At 45.7% G+C, this 18,947-nt stretch carries 17 protein-coding genes and 3 tRNA genes; 18 read left to right on the forward strand and 2 right to left on the reverse strand.

Annotated features, from left to right (window positions below):
* Window positions 1–9 precede the first annotated feature (9 nt).
* Window positions 10–1,212, reverse strand: a complete 1,203-nt coding sequence (xseA, locus tag PHILAsVB114_RS01090) for an exodeoxyribonuclease VII large subunit (protein WP_095697570.1) — start codon at window positions 1,210–1,212, stop codon at window positions 10–12.
* A gap of 25 nt (window positions 1,213–1,237) precedes the next feature.
* Here xseA and PHILAsVB114_RS01095 point away from each other — a divergent pair, with 25 nt between their 5' ends.
* The 9 genes from PHILAsVB114_RS01095 to PHILAsVB114_RS01135 all read left to right on the forward strand — a co-directional run bounded on the left by PHILAsVB114_RS01095 (window position 1,238) and on the right by PHILAsVB114_RS01135 (window position 6,334).
* Window positions 1,238–2,191, forward strand: coding sequence for a 4-hydroxy-3-methylbut-2-enyl diphosphate reductase (locus tag PHILAsVB114_RS01095; protein WP_095697571.1), 954 nt, complete (start codon window positions 1,238–1,240; stop codon window positions 2,189–2,191).
* Entirely contained in the window at window positions 2,188–3,138 is a 951-nt protein-coding gene (locus tag PHILAsVB114_RS01100) for a quinone oxidoreductase family protein (protein ID WP_095697572.1), read from the forward strand. Before PHILAsVB114_RS01095 ends, PHILAsVB114_RS01100 begins: the two co-directional genes overlap by 4 nt.
* A 55-nt stretch (window positions 3,139–3,193) precedes the next feature.
* Window positions 3,194–3,266: transfer RNA gene (locus tag PHILAsVB114_RS01105), tRNA-Thr, on the forward strand.
* 37 nt (window positions 3,267–3,303) lie between these two features.
* A tRNA-Met gene (locus tag PHILAsVB114_RS01110) sits at window positions 3,304–3,377 on the forward strand.
* A 78-nt stretch (window positions 3,378–3,455) separates the two neighbouring features.
* Window positions 3,456–3,626 carry a 50S ribosomal protein L33 gene (gene rpmG, locus PHILAsVB114_RS01115; RefSeq protein WP_017955317.1) on the forward strand — a complete coding sequence of 57 codons (171 nt, stop codon included), beginning with the start codon at window positions 3,456–3,458 and terminating at the stop codon, window positions 3,624–3,626.
* A complete protein-coding gene (locus PHILAsVB114_RS01120; RefSeq protein ID WP_095697573.1) occupies window positions 3,626–4,015 on the forward strand; it encodes an FAS1-like dehydratase domain-containing protein in 390 nt (129 codons plus the stop codon). The genes rpmG and PHILAsVB114_RS01120 overlap by 1 nt, the downstream gene beginning before the upstream one ends.
* Window positions 4,012–4,413 carry a MaoC/PaaZ C-terminal domain-containing protein gene (locus PHILAsVB114_RS01125; protein WP_095697574.1) on the forward strand — a complete coding sequence of 134 codons (402 nt, stop codon included), beginning with the start codon at window positions 4,012–4,014 and terminating at the stop codon, window positions 4,411–4,413. Before PHILAsVB114_RS01120 ends, PHILAsVB114_RS01125 begins: the two co-directional genes overlap by 4 nt.
* Before the next feature lies 1 nt (window position 4,414).
* Window positions 4,415–5,305, forward strand: a complete 891-nt coding sequence (locus PHILAsVB114_RS01130; RefSeq protein ID WP_204246808.1) for a glycosyltransferase family 2 protein — start codon at window positions 4,415–4,417, stop codon at window positions 5,303–5,305.
* A 9-nt stretch (window positions 5,306–5,314) separates the two neighbouring features.
* Window positions 5,315–6,334, forward strand: a complete 1,020-nt coding sequence (locus PHILAsVB114_RS01135) for a UDP-N-acetylmuramate dehydrogenase (RefSeq protein WP_095697575.1) — start codon at window positions 5,315–5,317, stop codon at window positions 6,332–6,334.
* On the opposite strand, the gene PHILAsVB114_RS01140 is transcribed toward PHILAsVB114_RS01135, so the two are convergent.
* Window positions 6,321–7,517, reverse strand: a complete 1,197-nt coding sequence (locus PHILAsVB114_RS01140; RefSeq protein ID WP_095697576.1) for a pyridoxal phosphate-dependent aminotransferase — start codon at window positions 7,515–7,517, stop codon at window positions 6,321–6,323. The genes PHILAsVB114_RS01135 and PHILAsVB114_RS01140 overlap by 14 nt on opposite strands.
* A gap of 125 nt (window positions 7,518–7,642) precedes the next feature.
* Here PHILAsVB114_RS01140 and PHILAsVB114_RS01145 point away from each other — a divergent pair.
* The 9 genes from PHILAsVB114_RS01145 to PHILAsVB114_RS01185 all read left to right on the forward strand — a co-directional run bounded on the left by PHILAsVB114_RS01145 (window position 7,643) and on the right by PHILAsVB114_RS01185 (window position 18,763).
* Window positions 7,643–7,716 (forward strand) — tRNA-Trp (locus PHILAsVB114_RS01145).
* A gap of 51 nt (window positions 7,717–7,767) precedes the next feature.
* Window positions 7,768–7,989 carry a preprotein translocase subunit SecE gene (gene secE, locus PHILAsVB114_RS01150; protein WP_095697577.1) on the forward strand — a complete coding sequence of 74 codons (222 nt, stop codon included), beginning with the start codon at window positions 7,768–7,770 and terminating at the stop codon, window positions 7,987–7,989.
* Window positions 7,990–7,998: 9 nt separating this feature from the next.
* A complete protein-coding gene (nusG, locus tag PHILAsVB114_RS01155) occupies window positions 7,999–8,763 on the forward strand; it encodes a transcription termination/antitermination protein NusG (protein ID WP_095697578.1) in 765 nt (254 codons plus the stop codon).
* Between the two features lie 46 nt (window positions 8,764–8,809).
* Complete coding sequence (gene rplK / locus PHILAsVB114_RS01160) at window positions 8,810–9,238, forward strand: 50S ribosomal protein L11 (RefSeq protein WP_095697579.1); 429 nt, start codon at window positions 8,810–8,812, stop codon at window positions 9,236–9,238.
* Between the two features lie 101 nt (window positions 9,239–9,339).
* A complete protein-coding gene (gene rplA / locus PHILAsVB114_RS01165; protein ID WP_095697580.1) occupies window positions 9,340–10,044 on the forward strand; it encodes a 50S ribosomal protein L1 in 705 nt (234 codons plus the stop codon).
* A 216-nt stretch (window positions 10,045–10,260) separates the two neighbouring features.
* Window positions 10,261–10,905: a 50S ribosomal protein L10 gene (rplJ, locus tag PHILAsVB114_RS01170; protein ID WP_095697581.1), complete on the forward strand. Its 645-nt coding sequence runs from the start codon at window positions 10,261–10,263 to the stop codon at window positions 10,903–10,905.
* 5 nt (window positions 10,906–10,910) lie between these two features.
* Complete coding sequence (rplL, locus tag PHILAsVB114_RS01175; RefSeq protein ID WP_095697582.1) at window positions 10,911–11,297, forward strand: 50S ribosomal protein L7/L12; 387 nt, start codon at window positions 10,911–10,913, stop codon at window positions 11,295–11,297.
* Between the two features lie 171 nt (window positions 11,298–11,468).
* Complete coding sequence (rpoB, locus tag PHILAsVB114_RS01180; RefSeq protein ID WP_095697583.1) at window positions 11,469–14,936, forward strand: DNA-directed RNA polymerase subunit beta; 3,468 nt, start codon at window positions 11,469–11,471, stop codon at window positions 14,934–14,936.
* A 14-nt stretch (window positions 14,937–14,950) separates the two neighbouring features.
* Window positions 14,951–18,763, forward strand: coding sequence for a DNA-directed RNA polymerase subunit beta' (locus PHILAsVB114_RS01185; protein WP_095697584.1), 3,813 nt, complete (start codon window positions 14,951–14,953; stop codon window positions 18,761–18,763).
* The last annotated feature ends 184 nt before the right edge of the window (window positions 18,764–18,947 follow it).

Below are 18,947 nucleotides of genomic sequence, written 5' to 3' on the forward strand. Positions count from 1 at the left end.
ACTCCTTGCTTATTTATCTGTAACTGTGGCGTTGGTCTCGCCGGCTGCAAGTCGCAAGCGAAGTTTTTGACCAAATTTCAAACTCTTGGCATCTCGAGCTATCGAGCCATCTTCTAATTGCACAACTGAATAACCGCGATCCAAAGTCGCTTGAGGCGATAGCGCTCTGACGCGAGCCCGAACGTGTGTGAGATCTTCGGCTGCAAGAGTTAATCGAGATGTGAAACTGCGAACGCTGCGATCTCGTAATCCAGAAACTATTTCTTCGCGGCTCGTCACAATCACCATGGGATCACGCAAAACTGGGCGATTAGTTAAATTCTCAATTCGCGATGTTTCAAGGTCAAGGTGGGAGAGTATGAATCGCTTGGCCCGATCGCGCAGCGCTTTGATTAATTCAATCTCTTCTGCAATATCTGGAACGACTCTCTTTGCCGCATCTGTCGGCGTTGAGGCACGAACATCTGCCACTAGGTCTAAAAGCGGTGAATCCTTTTCGTGACCAATCGCGCTGACAATCGGTGTAATGCACGAGGCTGCAAGACGTACTAATGATTCATCACTAAAGGGAAGTAAATCTTCAAAGGAACCACCACCGCGCGTAATGATGATGACATCAACATCTGCCATTGCTTCTAATTCAGATAAGGCTGCAGAAACTTCAACAACTGCAGCAGCGCCTTGCACTGTTACTTCACGAATTTCAAATTCAACAGATGGCCAGCGGCGTTTGGCGTTTTCAACAACATCTTTTTCGGCATCAGTATTTCGACCGCAAATCAAACCAATTTTCTTTGGAAGCAACGGAAGCGCAACTTTTCGTTCGAGTGCGAAGAGCCCCTCACTTGCCAGCAGAGTTTTCAACTCTTCTAAACGAGCCATTAGTTCACCTATTCCAACCTGACGAATTTCACGAGCGGAAAGAGTCAGTGATCCATTTTTTGTGTACCACGATGCTTTGGCATACATAACGACTCGTGCATTTTGTGGCAGTGGTGAAACGCTAGACAAAACTGATTTATGACACATGACAGAGATGCTCATATCAACACTTGTGTCTCTAAGGCGCATGAAAGCCATGCCACCACTACGTTCATTGAGTTCAGAGATTTCGCCTTCAATCCAAATTGCTCCGAGGCGATCTACATAATCTTTGATTGCTTCAGTGACCACGCGCACTGGCGCTGGAGACTCACTTGAAGTTTCGAACATGAGGCGAGCCTAATAGACTGCGCCTATGGCCAAGAGAATTCTCCTTGCTGCGCCGCGCGGTTATTGCGCAGGCGTTGACCGCGCCGTTATTACTGTTGAAAAAGCTCTCGAACTTTATGGGGCACCCGTTTATGTTCGTAAAGAAATTGTCCATAACAAACACGTTGTTTCAACACTAGAAGCCCGTGGTGCAATATTTGTTAACGAAACTGATGAAGTGCCAGAAGGTAAAACTGTGGTTTTTTCGGCGCACGGTGTATCTCCAGCAGTACACGAACAAGCAGCATCTCGAAGTCTAAAAACTATTGATGCCACATGCCCGCTTGTGACCAAAGTCCACAACGAAGCAAAACGATTTGCATCAGAAGATGCCGAAATTTTATTAATTGGCCATCACGGCCATGAAGAAGTTGAAGGAACTGCTGGAGAAGCAGTTGGAAAAGTTAAAATTGTTGATGGATTAGATGGTGCCAGAACTGTGCAACCTACCCCTGGAAAAAAACTTGTGTGGTTGTCACAAACAACTCTCAGTGTCGATGAAACACTAGAAACAGTAAAAATACTCAAAGAGCGCTTTCCAGAAATTTCAGATCCACCCAGTGATGACATTTGTTATGCCACACAAAATCGACAAGAAGCGATCAAGGAAATTGCTCCACAATCTGATCTTGTCATCGTTGTGGGTTCTCAAAACTCTTCTAACTCAGTTCGCCTAGCTGAAGTGGCACTTGAATACGGCGCAAAAGTTTCACACCTGGTTGATTTTGCTCAAGAAATACAGGAACACTGGCTAAATGGTGTGGAAACAATTGGTCTCACAAGTGGAGCATCCGTTCCAGAGATCCTTGTCAAAGATGTTCTCGCGTTTTTATCTGAACGTGGATTTAACGATGTGCAAACCATTACTGCAAAAGAAGAGACGCTACTTTTTTCTTTACCCCCTGAGCTTCGTAAAGACCTCAAAGCAGCAGGAAAGTGAAAGCAATTCAGATCACCTCTTTTGGTGGTCCAGAAGTAATGTCCATTAGCGAAATCGCTGATCCGATTGCTGGTGCTCATGAAGAGTTAATTGATGTCTCTTCTATAGGAATTAACTATGCAGACACTCATCAAATCGAAAACGGTTACTTAGCACCACAAAAACTTCCACTGATTCCAGGACTTGAAGTTGTCGGGACAACACGGAGTGGACGAAGAGTTTTGGCATCTGTGAGCGGCGGGGGATATGCACAAAAAGCTCTTGCCAATAAAGCAGTAATGATTGATATTCCAGATGGTGTTTCTGATGCTCAAGCGCTGTGCATGTTAGTTCAAGGCACAACCGCGTGGCATATCTTAAAAACTGTTGGCCACGTCAAAGCTGGCGAAAGCGTTGTCATCCATGCTGCCGCTGGTGGTGTTGGAACGATTGCAATTCAATTAGCAAAAATGTGGGGCGCAAAAGTTATTGCAGTTACGTCATCATCTGAAAAATCAGCACTTGCAACAAAACTTGGCGCAGACGCTGTTGTGGATGCAACATCGCAGAATTTGGCAGCGGACATGCTCGCTGCAAACGGTGGCAAGCCAGTGGATTTAGTACTCGAAATGGTTGGCGGGAAAACACTTGATGCATCCTTAGAAATATTGGCACCATTCGGGCGCTTGATTACCTATGGCAATGCCTCTCGCACAGCTGCAAAAGAGATTAATCCAGGATCTCTCATGGGTGGAACAAAGACCATCACCGGATTTTGGTTGGCACATTGTTTTGGCAACAAGGCGTTACTCAACGATGTCATCGAAGAATTATTCGCACTCGTTCTTAGTGGAAAATTAAAACCAGTTGTCGGTGCAACATTTGGATTGAGCCAAGCCCGCCAAGCACATGAAGCGATGCTTGCACGTCAGACAATGGGAAAAATTACCCTCGACCCTGCGTTGTAAACGCTCTCTTTTTCATTTTTTGCACGTGAGGTTGTACGCTCACACTTCTACCACTGCCCCCCTAGCTCAGTTGGTAGAGCGTTTCCATGGTAAGGAAAAGGTCACCGGTCCGATTCCGGTGGGGGGCTCGAACATGAAATAATAAAGATGTAGAAATACATCTAAGGCGGGGTAGCTCAGCTTGGTAGAGCAAGCGGCTCATAATCGCTGTGTCGTGGGTTCAAATCCCGCCTCCGCTACTAGTAGTTCAGCGTTAATTTCGTAACGCGAAGGGCCTCAGGTAATCTGAGCCCCTCAATCGATGAAGGAGTAAGACCATGGCAAGTAAGAGCGCGGACGTTCGTCCAAAGATCACCATGGCATGCGTTGATTGCAAAGAACGTAATTACATTACAAAGAAGAACCGCCGCAACGATCCAGACCGCATGGAACTTAAGAAGTTCTGTCCACGTTGCAAATCTTCAACACTTCACCGCGAAACTCGTTAATGCTCAATCCCGATAGCGTCGGGCGCACCTTCGCGGGTGTAGATGTCATCACAGTTACCCAAGAAGAAATTAACGCCTTCGCTGCCGTTATTGGTGAAAAAAATACATCCGTTGCGCCGCCAACATTTTCAATCAGAATTTCACTTCGGGAGTTTGAAAGTATTTTGACCAAACCTGAGATTGGATTGGATTGGACTCGTCTGGTCCATGGCGATCAGAAATTCGAAATATTTCGTCCCATTGTCGCAGGGGATTGTTTGAGCACATCGGCAACTATTGAAAACTATAGAGTCGCAGCAGGAAATGAAATTGTGACTGTTCGCTCCGATTTATTCAGCGGCGCTGAAAAAGTTGTTTCATCGTGGTCAACTCTGGTGGTCCGAGCATGATTGAAGTGGGCGCAACAATTGCATCACACCAATTCGATATTGATAGGGCATTGCTGAAGCAATATGCCGATGCAAGTGGTGACCAAAACCCGATTCACCAAGATGAAGCTTTCGCTAAATCTGTTGGTCTTGCCGATGTCATCGCTCATGGAATGTTGACCATGGCACTTGCTGGAAAATACATCAGCGATTGGGCAGGCGGTCCACAGAATGTAAAAGAGTTTTCTGCGCGATTTATAAAACCTGTGATTGTTCCTGCAGGAAAAAGCGTTGATCTCACTGTCTCTGCAACTGTTATAGAAGTTACTAGCGCAGGTGTTCGACTTGAAATCTCAGCAACATCTGCAGGAGTAAAAGTATTAGGAATGGCCAAAGCATTCGTAGAGCAAGGAAATTAAAGTGAGTGCGCCAGAGAAATTGCACGAACTTGGTAGAGCCAGACAAGAAGCCCGGGCAGATAAGAATTTTGCACTAGCCGATCAACTTCGAGATCAAATTGCGCAAGGCGGATATGAAATTGTTGATGTGGCAGGTGGCTTTGAATTACATGAAAAGTCTTTAGTAATCACGATTGCTGACATTGGAAAACTGAAGAATTTACCTAAATCTGCACACCAAATCACGGTGGCAATTATTGTCAATGGATTCCATGAGGATGCAATCAAAAGCATTACTGCCATCAAAGAACATAGTTCTGCAGAGATTGTTGTCCTGGCAACCCAACCCGCCAAAGATTTAGGTGTTGTTGTTGATTCTCACACACATGTTTTTTACTTAGAAAAAGATCCAGGATGGGGCGAATGCGCAAATGCACTTCTTAAAATTGCATCCACACCGTATGTGGTCATTATGGATCCATCCACCACATTTACCGGTGATGCAATTACTCCAGTGTTGGAAGAATTAAATAAAAAAGAGTTTGTAGCAGTTGGGTGGCGCGGGGGATTAGTAAACATTGAAGATCAGTGGCGCAGTGTCGATGATAAAGGCGCAGGAGAAGTCGATGTTTTATTCTCATATTTCTTTGCACTCGATAAAGATGCCGCCCTTGCAGCCGGTGGTTTTAATGTTCGAGCAATTTATTACCGAAATGCAGATATGGAGTTTTCACTTCGATTAAAGCACGCAGCGGGCCGATTATTACAAATGGATTTACCACTGGTGCAAGGACGCCATCATGGTTATTACGACACTGAAGAGAGTTTCCGTGATGCACAATCAAAGAAGAATTATGATCGCATTCTCGAGCGCTTCCGGGGTAAAGAAGCAATTCTTAGCCCTCGTCGGTAACCTTTACCTATGGCTGAGTTATCTGATTACACATCATTGCGTGTGGGTGGTCCTGCCAAGAAATTCATAGAAGTTTCTAGTGAAAAAGAAATAATTGAGGCAATAGAAGGCGCGGCAGATTCTCCTATTTTAATTATGGGCGCTGGCACAAACATGTTGGTTAGCGATGACGGATTTGCAGGAACTGTGATCCGAATTTCAAATAACAAAATAGAAGCAGAAGTCGATGCGTGCAGTGGTGCAACCCTGACAATTGGCGCAGGTGAAAACTGGGATGAATTTGTAAAAACAACCATCTCTCGCGGTTTTGCAGGACTTGAAACTCTCAGTGGAATTCCGGGCACAGTTGGCGCTGCGCCCATTCAAAACATTGGCGCCTACGGTCATGAAGTCAGCGAATTTATTACACGAGTGCGAACCTATGACCGCCAAGTAAAAGCATTAAAGACTTTTACAAACCAAGAGTGCGAATTTTCTTATCGCAACTCTCATTTCAAAGCCCACCCTGGCAGATATGTTGTGCTTGACGTTGCTTTTCAATTACGAATTGGTGAAGTTACAACGCCAATTACTTACATTGAATTAGCTAGTGCTCTTGGAATATCAGTGGGTGAAAAGAGTTCGGTGGTTACGTGCCGCGAAAAGGTTCTAGAACTTCGATCACGCAAAGGAATGTTGTTATCAGATAGCGACCACGACTCGTGGTCTGCAGGTTCTTTTTTCACAAATCCCATTGTGAGCGCAGAAGTTGCCGCGCAACTTCCACTAGATGCACCACGGTGGCCACAAACAGATGGACGCGTAAAAACTTCTGCTGCATGGTTAATTGAGCACTCAGGAATAACAAAGGGTCAATCAATTGGCGGTGCGCGAATTTCTACAAAGCACGTATTAGCTTTAACAAATAGTGGAGGAGCCAAAGCTTCAGAGATTGCAGCACTTGCAAAATTAGCTCAAGAAAAAGTTAAAGCAACATTTAATATTGCCCTGGAACCTGAAGTGAATTTAGTTGGGCTTAACCTTCTGTAAGTAATTTCTTAATTCGCCCAATTCCTTCAACAATGTCTTCATCGCCTAGAGCGTATGAAAAGCGCAGATAACCAGAAGGTCCAAAGGCTTCTCCAGGCACTGCAGCAACTTCTACTTCATCCAAAATTATGGTTGCTAATTCAGCCGAAGTTTTAGCAACTTTGCCGCGAATTGTTTTACCTAATGCACCTTTAACTGATGGATAGACATAGAAAGCACCTGTTGGCATGGGGCATTGGAAACCGGGAACATCATTGAGCAGACCGACGATTAATTTGCGCCTGCGATCAAATGCTTCTCCCATTTTGTGAACAGCTGAAAGATCGCCAGTTAGGGCTGCGATTGCTGCGCGTTGTGAAACATTTGAAACATTTGAAGTCAGATGCGATTGCAGGTTGGTCGCGGCTTTGATGACATCTTTAGGTCCGATCATCCAACCCACACGCCAACCAGTCATTGCATATGTCTTTGCAACTCCGTTGATAATAATTGTTGAATCTGCAAGTCCAGGTACTACTACAGGCATACTGGGTGCTTTTGCACCGTCATACAAGAGATGTTCATAAATTTCATCAGCAATAATCCAAATATTATTTTTAAGCGCCCATTCACCAATTGCTTTTACTTGCTCAGGTGAATAGACAGATCCTGTTGGGTTAGATGGAGAACAAAAAAGAAGTGCCTTAGTTTTTGGTGTGCGCGCAGCCTCAAGTTGTTCTACAGAGACCAAATAGTTTTGAGATTCATCTGCAAAGACTTCGACGGTTTTGCCGCCAGCTAATTTGATGCACTCGGGATACGTTGTCCAAAATGGTGATGGAAGAATTACTTCATCGCCTGGATCAATAATTGTTGCAAATGCTTGGTAGACAGATTGCTTTCCACCATTTGTTACAAGAACTTGATCGGCAGTAATTACGTAATTTGAATCACGCTTTGTTTTAGCAACGATTGCATCGCGCAATTCTGGTAATCCAGGAGTTGGTGTGTAACGATGATTTGCAGCAACACCTGCAGCACTAGCAGCGGCTGCAACAATGTAATCAGGAGTAGGAAAATCAGGTTCGCCTGCACCAAAACCAATAACCGGACGACCAGCGGCCTTGAGTGCTTTGGCTTTTGCATCAACTGCAAGCGTGGCTGATTCAGCAATTGCTGCGATTCGGCTGGAAATTCTGCTCATAGGGGTAAGTCTGCCCTATGAGCCCTCATGCTCATGCGCGAGTTAGACCTAAGTGCATCTGTGCGTCTACACTTCTGCACTCACGAGGATTTGGTAATTCCTATGGTTTCGCCATGCTCTCGCGAAGGGCAGTAGCTCAATTGGCTAGAGTTGCCGTCTCCAAAGCGGCCGGTTGGGGGTTCGAGTCCCTCCTGCCCTGCACAGTTTTAAAGAGTTCTACTAAATATGAAACGAAGAGAAAGGAACGCAGATGAGTGAAGATCTAAAAGAAGCCGAGAAGCTCGGTCCATTTGCGCGCCTTGGACTTTATTACCGTCAAATTGTTTCTGAACTTCGTAAAGTTGTTTGGCCTACACGTAATCAACTCACAACCTATACGGCTGTGGTTTTGGTTTTCGTATCCTTTGTCATCGCAGTTGTCTCTGTCCTTGATCTCATACTCACAAAAATCGTTTTTTGGGTTTTTGGGTAAGGAAAAAATATGAGCGATGACCAGAATTTAAATACGGCGCAGCCTGATGCTTTTGAAGCAGCGCTCGCGCAATCAGCTACTGACCTTGCAACCCCACAGGTTGAAGAAGTCATCGAAGAAGTAATTACAACAACTACTTCTTCAGATTCAGATGTCGCACTCGCCTCCGATGAAGATGGCGATATCGAATCAGATGAGAATGATCCCAATGCAGAGTTTCGCCGCGCCCTTCGCGTTGCACCTGGTGATTGGTATGTAGTCCACTCTTATGCAGGATATGAGAAGAAGGTAAAGGGCAACCTCCAGAACCGAATTCAGTCACTGAATATGGAAGATTACATTTTCCAAATTGAAGTACCTGAAGAAGAAGTGATGGAAATAAAGAACGGCCAGCGCAAGCAAGTAAAGCGCAATATTTATCCAGGCTATGTTCTAGTTCGCCTTGATCTCACTGATGAATCATGGTCTGCAGTACGTAACACTCCTGGAGTAACAGGTTTCGTTGGAAATGCTCATCACCCAAGTCCTTTAAGTCTTGATGAAGTAGAAAAGATTTTGGCACCACGTCCGAAGAAGGCTTCAGACAAACTAGATATTCGAGTCGTTGATTTCGAAGTAGGCGAGTCAGTCACCGTTATGGATGGCCCATTTGCAACTCTTCCAGCATCAATTTCAGAGATCATGCCAGAGCAGGCAAAGCTGAAGGTATTGGTATCAATCTTTGGACGCGAAACTCCGGTTGAGCTTTCATTCCACCAAGTACAAAAGATTTAATTTCCACGATTTATAAATAACGAGAAACGAAAAAAGAGGAAAAGAAATGGCACCAAAGAAGAAGGTAACTGGATTCATCAAGTTGCAGATCCAGGCTGGAGCGGCAACACCTGCTCCACCAGTAGGTCCTGCCCTTGGTCAGCACGGTGTCAACATCATGGAGTTCGTTAAGGCATATAACGCTGCAACGGAATCTCAAAAGGGTCAGATCATTCCGGTAGAAATTACTGTCTACGAAGATCGCTCTTTCGACTTCATCACAAAGACTCCTCCAGCATCACGCCTTATCTTGAAGGCAGCAGGAATCGAAAAGGGTTCAGCTATTCCTCACAAGAATAAAGTTGCAAATATTTCTATGTCTCAGGTGCAAGAAATTGCAAAGACAAAGATGGCAGATCTCAATGCAAACGATATTGATGCAGCAAGCAAGATCATCGCTGGCACAGCTCGTTCAATGGGAATCACTGTCGGATAACTAACTTTCTCTTTCTCATGGTGAGAAAGAGATGTGGGAGAACCTCGCTGGTTCGCTAACCACAACCGCTAACTCTTAGAAATAAGAGAAAGAAGGATGAAATGAAGCGCTCAAAGAAGTACATCGCAGCGGCTGCAAAGGTTGATGCAGATCGTCTTTACACACCGCTAGAGGCAGTAACACTTGTCCGCGAAACATCGACAACTAAGTACGACTCAACAATTGATGTTGCACTCTGCCTTGGTGTTGACCCAAAGAAAGCAGATCAAGCAATTCGCTCGACAGTAAACCTTCCTCACGGAACTGGTAAAACTTCTCGAGTACTTGTATTTGCAAACGGAGAACGTGCCGATGAAGCACGCGCTGCCGGTGCTGACATTGTTGGTGGAGACGAACTCATCGATGAAGTGTCAAAGGGACGTTTAGATTTCGATGCAGTTGTTGCAACACCAGATCTCATGGGTAAGGTCGGTCGTCTCGGTAAAGTTTTGGGACCACGTAACTTGATGCCAAACCCAAAGACCGGAACTGTTACAACAGATGTGACAAAGGCTGTTAAGGACATCAAGGGTGGAAAAGTTGAATTCCGTATTGATAAGAATTCAAACCTTCACTTCATTATTGGTAAAGCATCATTTACTGCTCAACAACTTGCAGAGAACTACGCAGCAGCACTAGATGAAATTAACCGCTCAAAGCCAAACTCTTCCAAGGGTCGCTTTATTAAGCGCGCTGTAGTTTCAACAACGATGGGACCTGGAATCAACGTAGATCCAAACCTCGTTCGCGAAGCAGTGGCTCAATAAGAACAGAATAAATTTGACGGGGGCGGGCCGAAAGGCCTACCCTCGCCATATAACCAAAGACCGCAGGTCTTGAAACTTCCACAAGAAGTTTCGCTAAATGAGTGAAAACTCAGCCCGCGTAGGTGTGAACGTTAACCCGTGCGCTCCTATGCGTTCGGGTTTTTTACATTTAGCGGCTGTTATTGCACAACCTACGTACCAGGAAAGGTGAACCGAATGGCTCGCCCAGATAAAACAGCAGCAGTTGCTGAACTGACGGAAGACTTCCGTACAGCTACCGCAACTGTTCTCACCGAATATCGCGGTCTAACCGTGACTTCGATGAAAAAGTTACGTCGTGCACTTGGCGCAGATACAAAGTATTCAGTAGTCAAGAACACTCTTACAAAGATTGCAGCAAAAGATGCTGGCGTTGATCTCTCAGCAGATCTACTAGCTGGACCATCAGCAATTGCATTCATCAAGGGTGACCCAATCGCAGCAGCAAAGAGCATGCGTGATTTTGCTAAAGAAAATCCACTACTAATTATCAAGGGTGGAATTTACGAAGGCAAAGCAATCACGCCTAAAGAGCTTATGGAACTCGCAAATCTTGAATCACGCGAAGTTCTATTGGCCAAGCTTGCTGGCGCAATGAAGGGCTCATTCGCAAAAGCAGCTCGCATTATTGATGCACTACGTATCAAGATGGAAGCAGGCGCACCAGCTCCTGCAGTTACCGAAGTTGCGGCACCAGTTGCCGAAGCACCAGTTGCGGAAGCAGCACCAGTTGCTGAAGCTGTAACAGAAACTGCTCCAGAAGCAGTAACCGAAGAAGTAACAACCCCAGAAGCAACACCTGAAACAGAAGAGAAGGAATAACGAACATGGCAAAGCTCAACACACAAGACCTATTGGCACAGTTTAAAGAAATGACATTGGTCGAGCTCTCAGAGTTCGTTAAGTCATTCGAAACTGAATTCGATGTAACAGCAGCAGCACCAGTAGCAGTTGCAGCAGCAGGTGGCGCAGCCGCCGGCGGTGCAGCAGATGGCGCACAAGATGAGTTCACAATCATTCTTGAAAACGCTGGTTCACAGAAGATTGCAGTGATCAAGGAAGTTCGTGCACTTAACTCAGCACTTGGCTTGAAAGAAGCCAAGGATCTAGTTGATGCAACTCCAGCAACACTTCTTGAGAAGGCAAACAAGGAGACAGCGGACAAGGCAAAGGCAGCTCTAGAAGCAGCTGGCGCAACGGTCACAATCAAGTAACTTCTTCACAAAAAGACCCTTCGGCTATTGCCGGGGGGTCTTTTTGCTGTATAAGCACCCGGTTGGACAGGTGCGGGGGTGGGGCGATACCCTTCGCGTTCGCACAAAAACTTCTATGGTCAGGGCATATAGCGGCTGAGACCTAATAGTTGTGCGTTTCCGCAAAACTGTCTGGAAGGACATCTCTTGGCCGCGAAGAAAAGTTCAGTAGCTCCCCGCCGAATCTCTTTTGCAAAGATTCGCGAACCACTCGAAGTTCCAAATCTTCTAGCACTGCAAGTTGAAAGTGTTGACTGGCTTCTCGGTAACGAAAAGTGGCGTGCACGTCTATCAACTGCAGAAGCAACCAATCGTGGAGAAATTCCAACGACATCTGGTCTAGAAGAAATCTTTGAAGAGATCTCACCAATTGAAGACTTCCAAGGATCAATGAGTCTTTCATTCCGTGATCACCGCTTCGAGCCACCAAAGTTTTCAGTTGAAGAGTGCAAAGAGCGCGATACAACTTATTCGCAACCACTATTTTTAACAGCAGAGTTTACAAATAACATCACTGGTGAAATTAAGTCTCAAACAGTATTCATGGGCGACTTCCCAGTTATGACTCCTCGCGGAACATTCGTAATTAACGGAACAGAGCGCGTTGTTGTTTCACAGCTAGTTCGTTCACCTGGAGTTTATTTCGAACGCACAATTGAAAAAACTTCAGATAAAGATATTTTCTCTTCAAAGATTATTCCAAGCCGCGGTGCTTGGCTTGAATTTGAAGTAGATAAGAAAGATCTTGTTGGCGTACGTATCGATCGTAAGCGCAAGCAATCAGTAACAGTTTTCCTTAAGGCACTTGGTTGGACTGCAGAACAAATTCGTGAAGAGTTTGGCGAGTTCGAATCAATGATGGCAACTCTTGAAAAAGATACTGTCAATACACAAGATGAAGCGTTGCTAGATATTTATCGCAAGCTTCGTCCAGGTGAGCCACCAACAAAGGAAGCTGCACAAAACCTCATTGAAAACCTTTACTTCAATCCAAAGCGTTATGACTTGGCTAAGGTCGGTCGCTTTAAGGTTAATAAGAAGTTAGGTCTTGACCTTGCACTCGATGCGTCCCTTCTAAGCATTTCTGACATCGTCGCAACACTTCGCTATTTAGTAGCGCTGCACCGTGGCGATCTGACTATGGAATATGGCCGCGAAGTTCGCGTAGAAAAGGACGATATCGATCACTTCGGTAACCGTCGTCTACGTACTGTTGGAGAATTAATTCAAAACCAAGTACGTATTGGTCTCTCACGTATGGAACGCGTTGTTCGCGAACGTATGACTACGCAAGATGTCGAAGCGATTACGCCACAGACACTTATTAATATCCGTCCAGTAGTTGCATCAATTAAGGAGTTCTTCGGAACTTCTCAATTGTCACAGTTCATGGATCAGACAAACCCATTGTCAGGACTTACACACAAGCGCCGTCTTTCAGCACTTGGACCTGGTGGTTTATCTCGTGACCGTGCGGGCTTTGAAGTTCGCGACGTTCACCCATCTCACTACGGTCGCATGTGTCCAATTGAAACTCCTGAAGGACCAAACATTGGTCTTATTGGTTCACTTGCAACTTATGGTCGCGTAACAGCTTTCGGATTTATCGAAACTCCTTATCGCAAAGTTGTTAAGGGTCGCGTTACAGATCAAGTTGATTACCTAACAGCTGATGAAGAAGATGAGCACATCATTGCTCAGGCAAATGCTCCATTAACTGAAGACAGTCACTTTGCTGAAACGCGCGTACTCGTTCGTCGTCGTGGTGGAGAAGTTGAATACATCCACGGTGATGAAGTTGATTACATGGACGTTTCACCGCGCCAAATGGTTTCTGTTGCAACTGCAATGATTCCATTCCTTGAGCACGATGATGCTAACCGTGCGTTGATGGGCTCTAACATGATGCGTCAATCTGTTCCATTGATGCGCTCTGAAGCCCCACTAATTGGTACTGGCATGGAGTTCCGTGCAGCAGTTGATGCTGGCGATGTTGTTACAGCAACTAAGGCTGGTGTTGTTACAGAAGTTTCTGCTGACGAAGTTAAGGTCATGGCAGATGATTCGACATACCAAACTTATTCACTTGCTAAATTCCGTCGTTCAAACCAAGGCACTTCATACAACCAACGCGTTGTTGTTTCTGAAGGTCAAAAGGTTGAATTTGGCTCAGTAATCGCTGATGGTCCATGTACCGATAGCGGTGAAATGGCTCTCGGTAAGAACTTGCTCGTGGCATTTATGTCATGGGAAGGCCATAACTACGAAGATGCGATTATCTTGTCGCAGCGCCTAGTTCAAGACGATGTTCTTACTTCAATTCACATTGAAGAGTATGAAGTTGATGCTCGCGATACCAAGCTCGGTGCCGAAGAGATCACACGCGATATTCCAAACGTTTCAGAAGAAGTTCTGGCAGACCTAGATGAGCGCGGAATTATCCGCATCGGCGCCGATGTTGTACCTGGCGATATCTTGGTTGGAAAAGTTACACCTAAGGGTGAAACAGAACTGACTCCAGAAGAGCGTTTGCTTCGCGCAATCTTTGGTGAGAAGGCTCGCGAAGTTCGCGATACATCTCTTAAGGTGCCACACGGTGAATCAGGAAAAGTTATTGATGTAAAGGTTGTGGAGTCTTCAGAAGATTTCGAACTCGGAGCAGGCATTAACCAACTTGTTCGCGTATACGTTGCACAAAAGCGCAAGATTCAAGATGGTGACAAGCTCGCTGGTCGCCACGGTAACAAGGGTGTTATTTCAAAGATTCTTCCGCAAGAAGACATGCCATTTCTTGAAGATGGAACTCCTGTTGACGTAATTCTTAATCCACTCGGTGTACCTGGACGTATGAACGTTGGTCAGGTATTAGAAATGCACCTCGGTTGGGTTGCAAAGACTGGTTGGGATCTCAGCGGAATTGATCAGGCTTGGCAGAAGCACCTTAAAGACATTGGCGCAGAAAAGGGTGCACCAGGAACAAATCTTGCAACACCTGTTTTCGATGGTGCACTTGAAGATGAAATCACTGGTCTGCTTTCAAGCACACTTCCAAACCGTGATGGAGTTCAACTAGTTGGTAAAAGCGGAAAGGCTAAGTTATTTGATGGCCGTTCCGGTGAGCCATACCCAACTCCAATTTCAGTTGGATACATGTACATCTTGAAGCTGCACCACTTAGTAGATGACAAGATTCACGCTCGTTCTACTGGTCCATACTCAATGATTACGCAACAACCATTGGGCGGTAAGGCTCAATTCGGTGGTCAGCGCTTTGGTGAAATGGAAGTGTGGGCACTGGAAGCTTATGGCGCCGCATACACACTCCAAGAATTACTCACAATTAAATCTGATGACGTGCTTGGTCGCGTAAAGGTTTATGAAGCAATCGTTAAGGGTGAAAACATTCCTGAACCTGGAATTCCAGAATCATTCAAGGTTCTTATTAAGGAAATGCAATCACTATGTCTCAATGTGGAAGTTCTCTCTTCAGAAGGTGTAGCAATTGAAATGCGCGACACTGATGAAGAAGTATTCCGTGCCGCCGAAGAGCTAGGTATCAACTTGTCACGAGTTGAGCCAAGCAGTGTTGAAGAAGTCTGAGAGGGAAAATAACTATGTTAGATGTTAACTTCTTTGATGAATTGCGAATTGGTTTAGCTTCGGCTGACCACATCCGTGAGTGGTCATTTGGCGAAGTAAAGAAGCCAGAGACAATTAACTACCGCACACTAAAGCCTGAAAAGGATGGACTCTTTGACGAGAAGATCTTCGGACCAACTCGTGACTGGGAATGTTATTGCGGTAAGTACAAGCGCGTGCGCTTCAAGGGAATTATCTGCGAACGTTGCGGTGTTGAAGTTACTCGCGCAAAGGTACGTCGCGAACGTATGGGACACATCGAACTTGCTGCTCCAGTAACACATATCTGGTACTTCAAGGGTGTTCCATCACGTCTTGGATATTTACTAGACCTTGCACCTAAGGATCTAGAAAAAGTAATTTACTTTGCTGCCTACATGATCACAGAAGTTGATAAAGAGGCTCGCGAAGAAGATATGCCACAACTTGAAAAGAAGTTGGCAAATGATCGCAAGAAGATTGAAACACGTCGCGATAACGATCTAGACGTTCGCACCAAAAAGCTCGAGGCAGATATTGCTGAACTCGAGTCAGAAGATGCGAAGTCAGATGTAAAGCGAAAAGTACGCGAGAGTGCTGAGCGCGAACTCAAGGGACTTCGTGATCGTTCAGAGCGCGAACTCAATCGTTTAGAAGATGTGTGGACTCGCTTTAAAAACCTTAAGGTTCAAGATCTCGAAGGTGATGAAAACCTTTACCGCGAAATGCGTGATCGTTATGGAATGTATTTCAAGGGAGATATGGGCGCGGCTGCAATTAAGAAGCGCCTTGAAACTTTCGATCTTGAAACTGAGTACAAGATTCTTACCGATCTTTCTGAGAACGGAAAAGGCGCAAAGAAGACTCGCGCTATCAAGCGTCTAAAGGTCGTTAATGCATTCATGACAACAAGTAACCACCCAGCATCAATGGTTCTTGATTGCGTTCCAGTTATTCCGCCTGATCTACGTCCGATGGTTCAACTAGATGGTGGTCGTTTTGCGACTTCAGATCTCAACGATCTTTACCGTCGTGTTATTAACCGCAACAACCGTTTGAAGCGTCTTGCTGATCTCGGTGCACCAGAAATTATCGTTAACAATGAAAAGCGCATGCTTCAAGAAGCAGTTGACGCACTCTTTGATAACGGTCGTCGTGGACGTCCAGTAACAGGTCCAGGAAACCGTGCACTTAAATCACTTTCAGACATGCTCAAGGGTAAGCAAGGACGTTTCCGTCAGAACTTGCTCGGTAAGCGCGTTGATTATTCAGGTCGTTCTGTAATTGTTGTTGGCCCACAGTTGAAGTTACATCAGTGTGGTCTTCCAAAGCAGATGGCACTGGAACTCTTTAAGCCATTCGTAATGAAGCGTCTTGTTGACCTTAACCACGCGCAGAACATTAAATCTGCAAAGCGCATGGTTGAACGTGCTCGTCCAGTTGTGTGGGATGTTCTAGAAGAAGTTATTGCAGAACACCCTGTACTACTTAACCGTGCACCAACCCTGCACCGTCTAGGTATTCAAGCTTTTGAACCACAATTGGTTGAAGGTAAAGCAATTCAGATTCACCCACTCGTATGTACAGCATTTAACGCTGACTTCGACGGTGACCAGATGGCTGTTCACTTGCCGCTATCTGCTGAAGCGCAGGCCGAAGCACGTATCTTGATGTTGTCTTCAAACAACATTTTATCTCCTGCTAATGGTCGTCCAATTACTACACCAACACAGGACATGGTTCTTGGTCTTTATTGGCTCACAATGGAGCGCGAAGCAGAACTCGGCGAAGGCCGCGCATTCTCTTCAGTTGCTGAAGCAATCATGGCTCATGATCAGCACACAGTTTCATTGCAAGCAAAGGTAAAGATTCGCCTATCTACAACGGGTCAAACTCTTTCTACAACTGTTGGTCGCGCATTGTTTAATGAAGCGCTTCCTGCAGATTTTCGTTTCGTAGATGTTGACGTAACAAAGAAGCAACTAGGACAAATCGTTGACGAACTCGCTGAGTTCTATCCAAAGGTTGTCGTTGCTGAAACTCTCGATGCACTGAAGTCACTTGGTTTCCACTGGGCATCACGCGCCGGTGCAACTATTGGTATCGAAGATGTTGTTACACCTCCTCGTAAACTTGAAATTCTTGAAACCTATGAAACACAGGCTGACAAGGTTCAATCACAATACGAAAAGGGACTCATCACAGATGACGAGCGCCGTCAAGAACTCATTGAGATCTGGACAAAGGCAACAGCTGAAGTTGGTAAAGAGATGGAAGAAAACTTCCCTCGCGTCAATCCAGTGTGGATGATGGTTACTTCAGGTGCTCGTGGAAATATGATGCAGATTCGTCAGATCGCAGGTATGCGCGGACTTGTCGCTAACCCAAAGGGTGAAATTATTCCTCGCCCAATTAAGTCAAACTTCCGCGAAGGTCTTTCTGTACTTGAGTACTTCATTTCTACTCACGGTGCACGTAAGGGTCTTGCAGATACAGCGCTTCGTACCGCTGACTCTGGTTACCTCACACGTCGTCTCTGCGACGTTGCACAAGATGTAATTATTCGTGAAGAAGATTGCGGTACTGATCGCGGTCTAGTTCTTCCAATTGCATCTCGTCAACAATCAGGTGGACTTGTAAAGCATGATCACGTTGAAACATCTGTATACGGTCGAACCCTTGCTGATGACATCGAAGTTGATGGCAAAGTAATTGCAACTGCTGGTACAGATCTTGGTGATCGCGTTATCGCAGCACTTGTTGAAGCAGGCGTGGACGAAGTAAAGATTCGCTCAGTTCTTACTTGCGATAGCAAGGTCGGACAGTGCGCAGCTTGCTACGGTCGCTCACTTGCATCAGGTCAACTCGTTGCAGTTGGTGAAGCAGTCGGAATCATTGCAGCACAATCAATCGGTGAACCAGGTACACAGCTAACAATGCGTACCTTCCACACTGGTGGTGTTGCAGGAGATGACATCACTCACGGTCTTCCACGTATCGTTGAACTCTTCGAAGCACGCACACCTAAGGGTGTTGCACCAATTGCAGAAACCGCGGGTGTTGTTTCATTCCGTGAAGATGCAAAGGGCAAGAAGATCATCGTTACACCAGATGATGGTGGCGAAGAAGTTGCTTACCCAATTACACGTCGTCAGAAGTTACTTGTTGAAGAAGGTTCACGCGTTGATGTCGGCCAGAAGATGGTTGTCGGTGCGATTGATCCAAAGCAGGTACTTCGTATTCTTGGACCACGTGCAACTCAAGTTCACTTGGTAAATGAAATTCAATCTGTATACCGCTCACAAGGTGTAGGTATTCACGATAAGCACATCGAAGTAATTGTTCGTCAAATGCTCAAGCGCATTACAGTGCTTGAAGCAGGCGATGCTGATCTACTTCCAGGTGAACTCGTTGAACGCGGTCGCTTTGAGACAGAAAACCGTCGCGTTGTCACAACTGGTGGCAAGGCAGCATCTGGTCGTCCAGAACTTATGGGAATCACGAAGGCGTCCCTTGCAACTGAGTCATGGTTATCAGCTGCTTCCTTCCAAGAAACCACTCGAGTTCTAACCGATGCGGCCCTGTCTGAGAAGAGCGATCCACTTCTTGGCCTCAAGGAGAACGTCATCATCGGTAAGTTGATCCCAGCTGGAACCGGTCTTGCTCGTTACCGCAATATCCGAGTTGAGCCAACGGAAGAAGCAAAGGCAGCGGTTTATGCGGCCTATGACGAGTATGACTTCACACCATTTGAGTCAGCCGGCTCAGGTGAAGCAGTTCGCCTCGATGAAGTAGAGGTTCCTCGCTAAGTAGGGCCGAACCTCTTAAAAATAAGTATCGGCGTGTCGAAACGGGCTCTTTTACTCCATCAGGAGTAGAAGGGCCCGTTTTGACCTAATCGCCCCCGCTCAGATACCTTTCTCCTCTGCTCATTTTTGAGCGCTTGATGACGTGCCCTGATTAGAAATTTTCAGTTCACAACTGCAGTTTGGG

The sequence above is a fragment of the Candidatus Planktophila limnetica genome (genome assembly GCF_002288365.1).
GTDB lineage: Bacteria > Actinomycetota > Actinomycetes > Nanopelagicales > Nanopelagicaceae > Planktophila > Planktophila limnetica.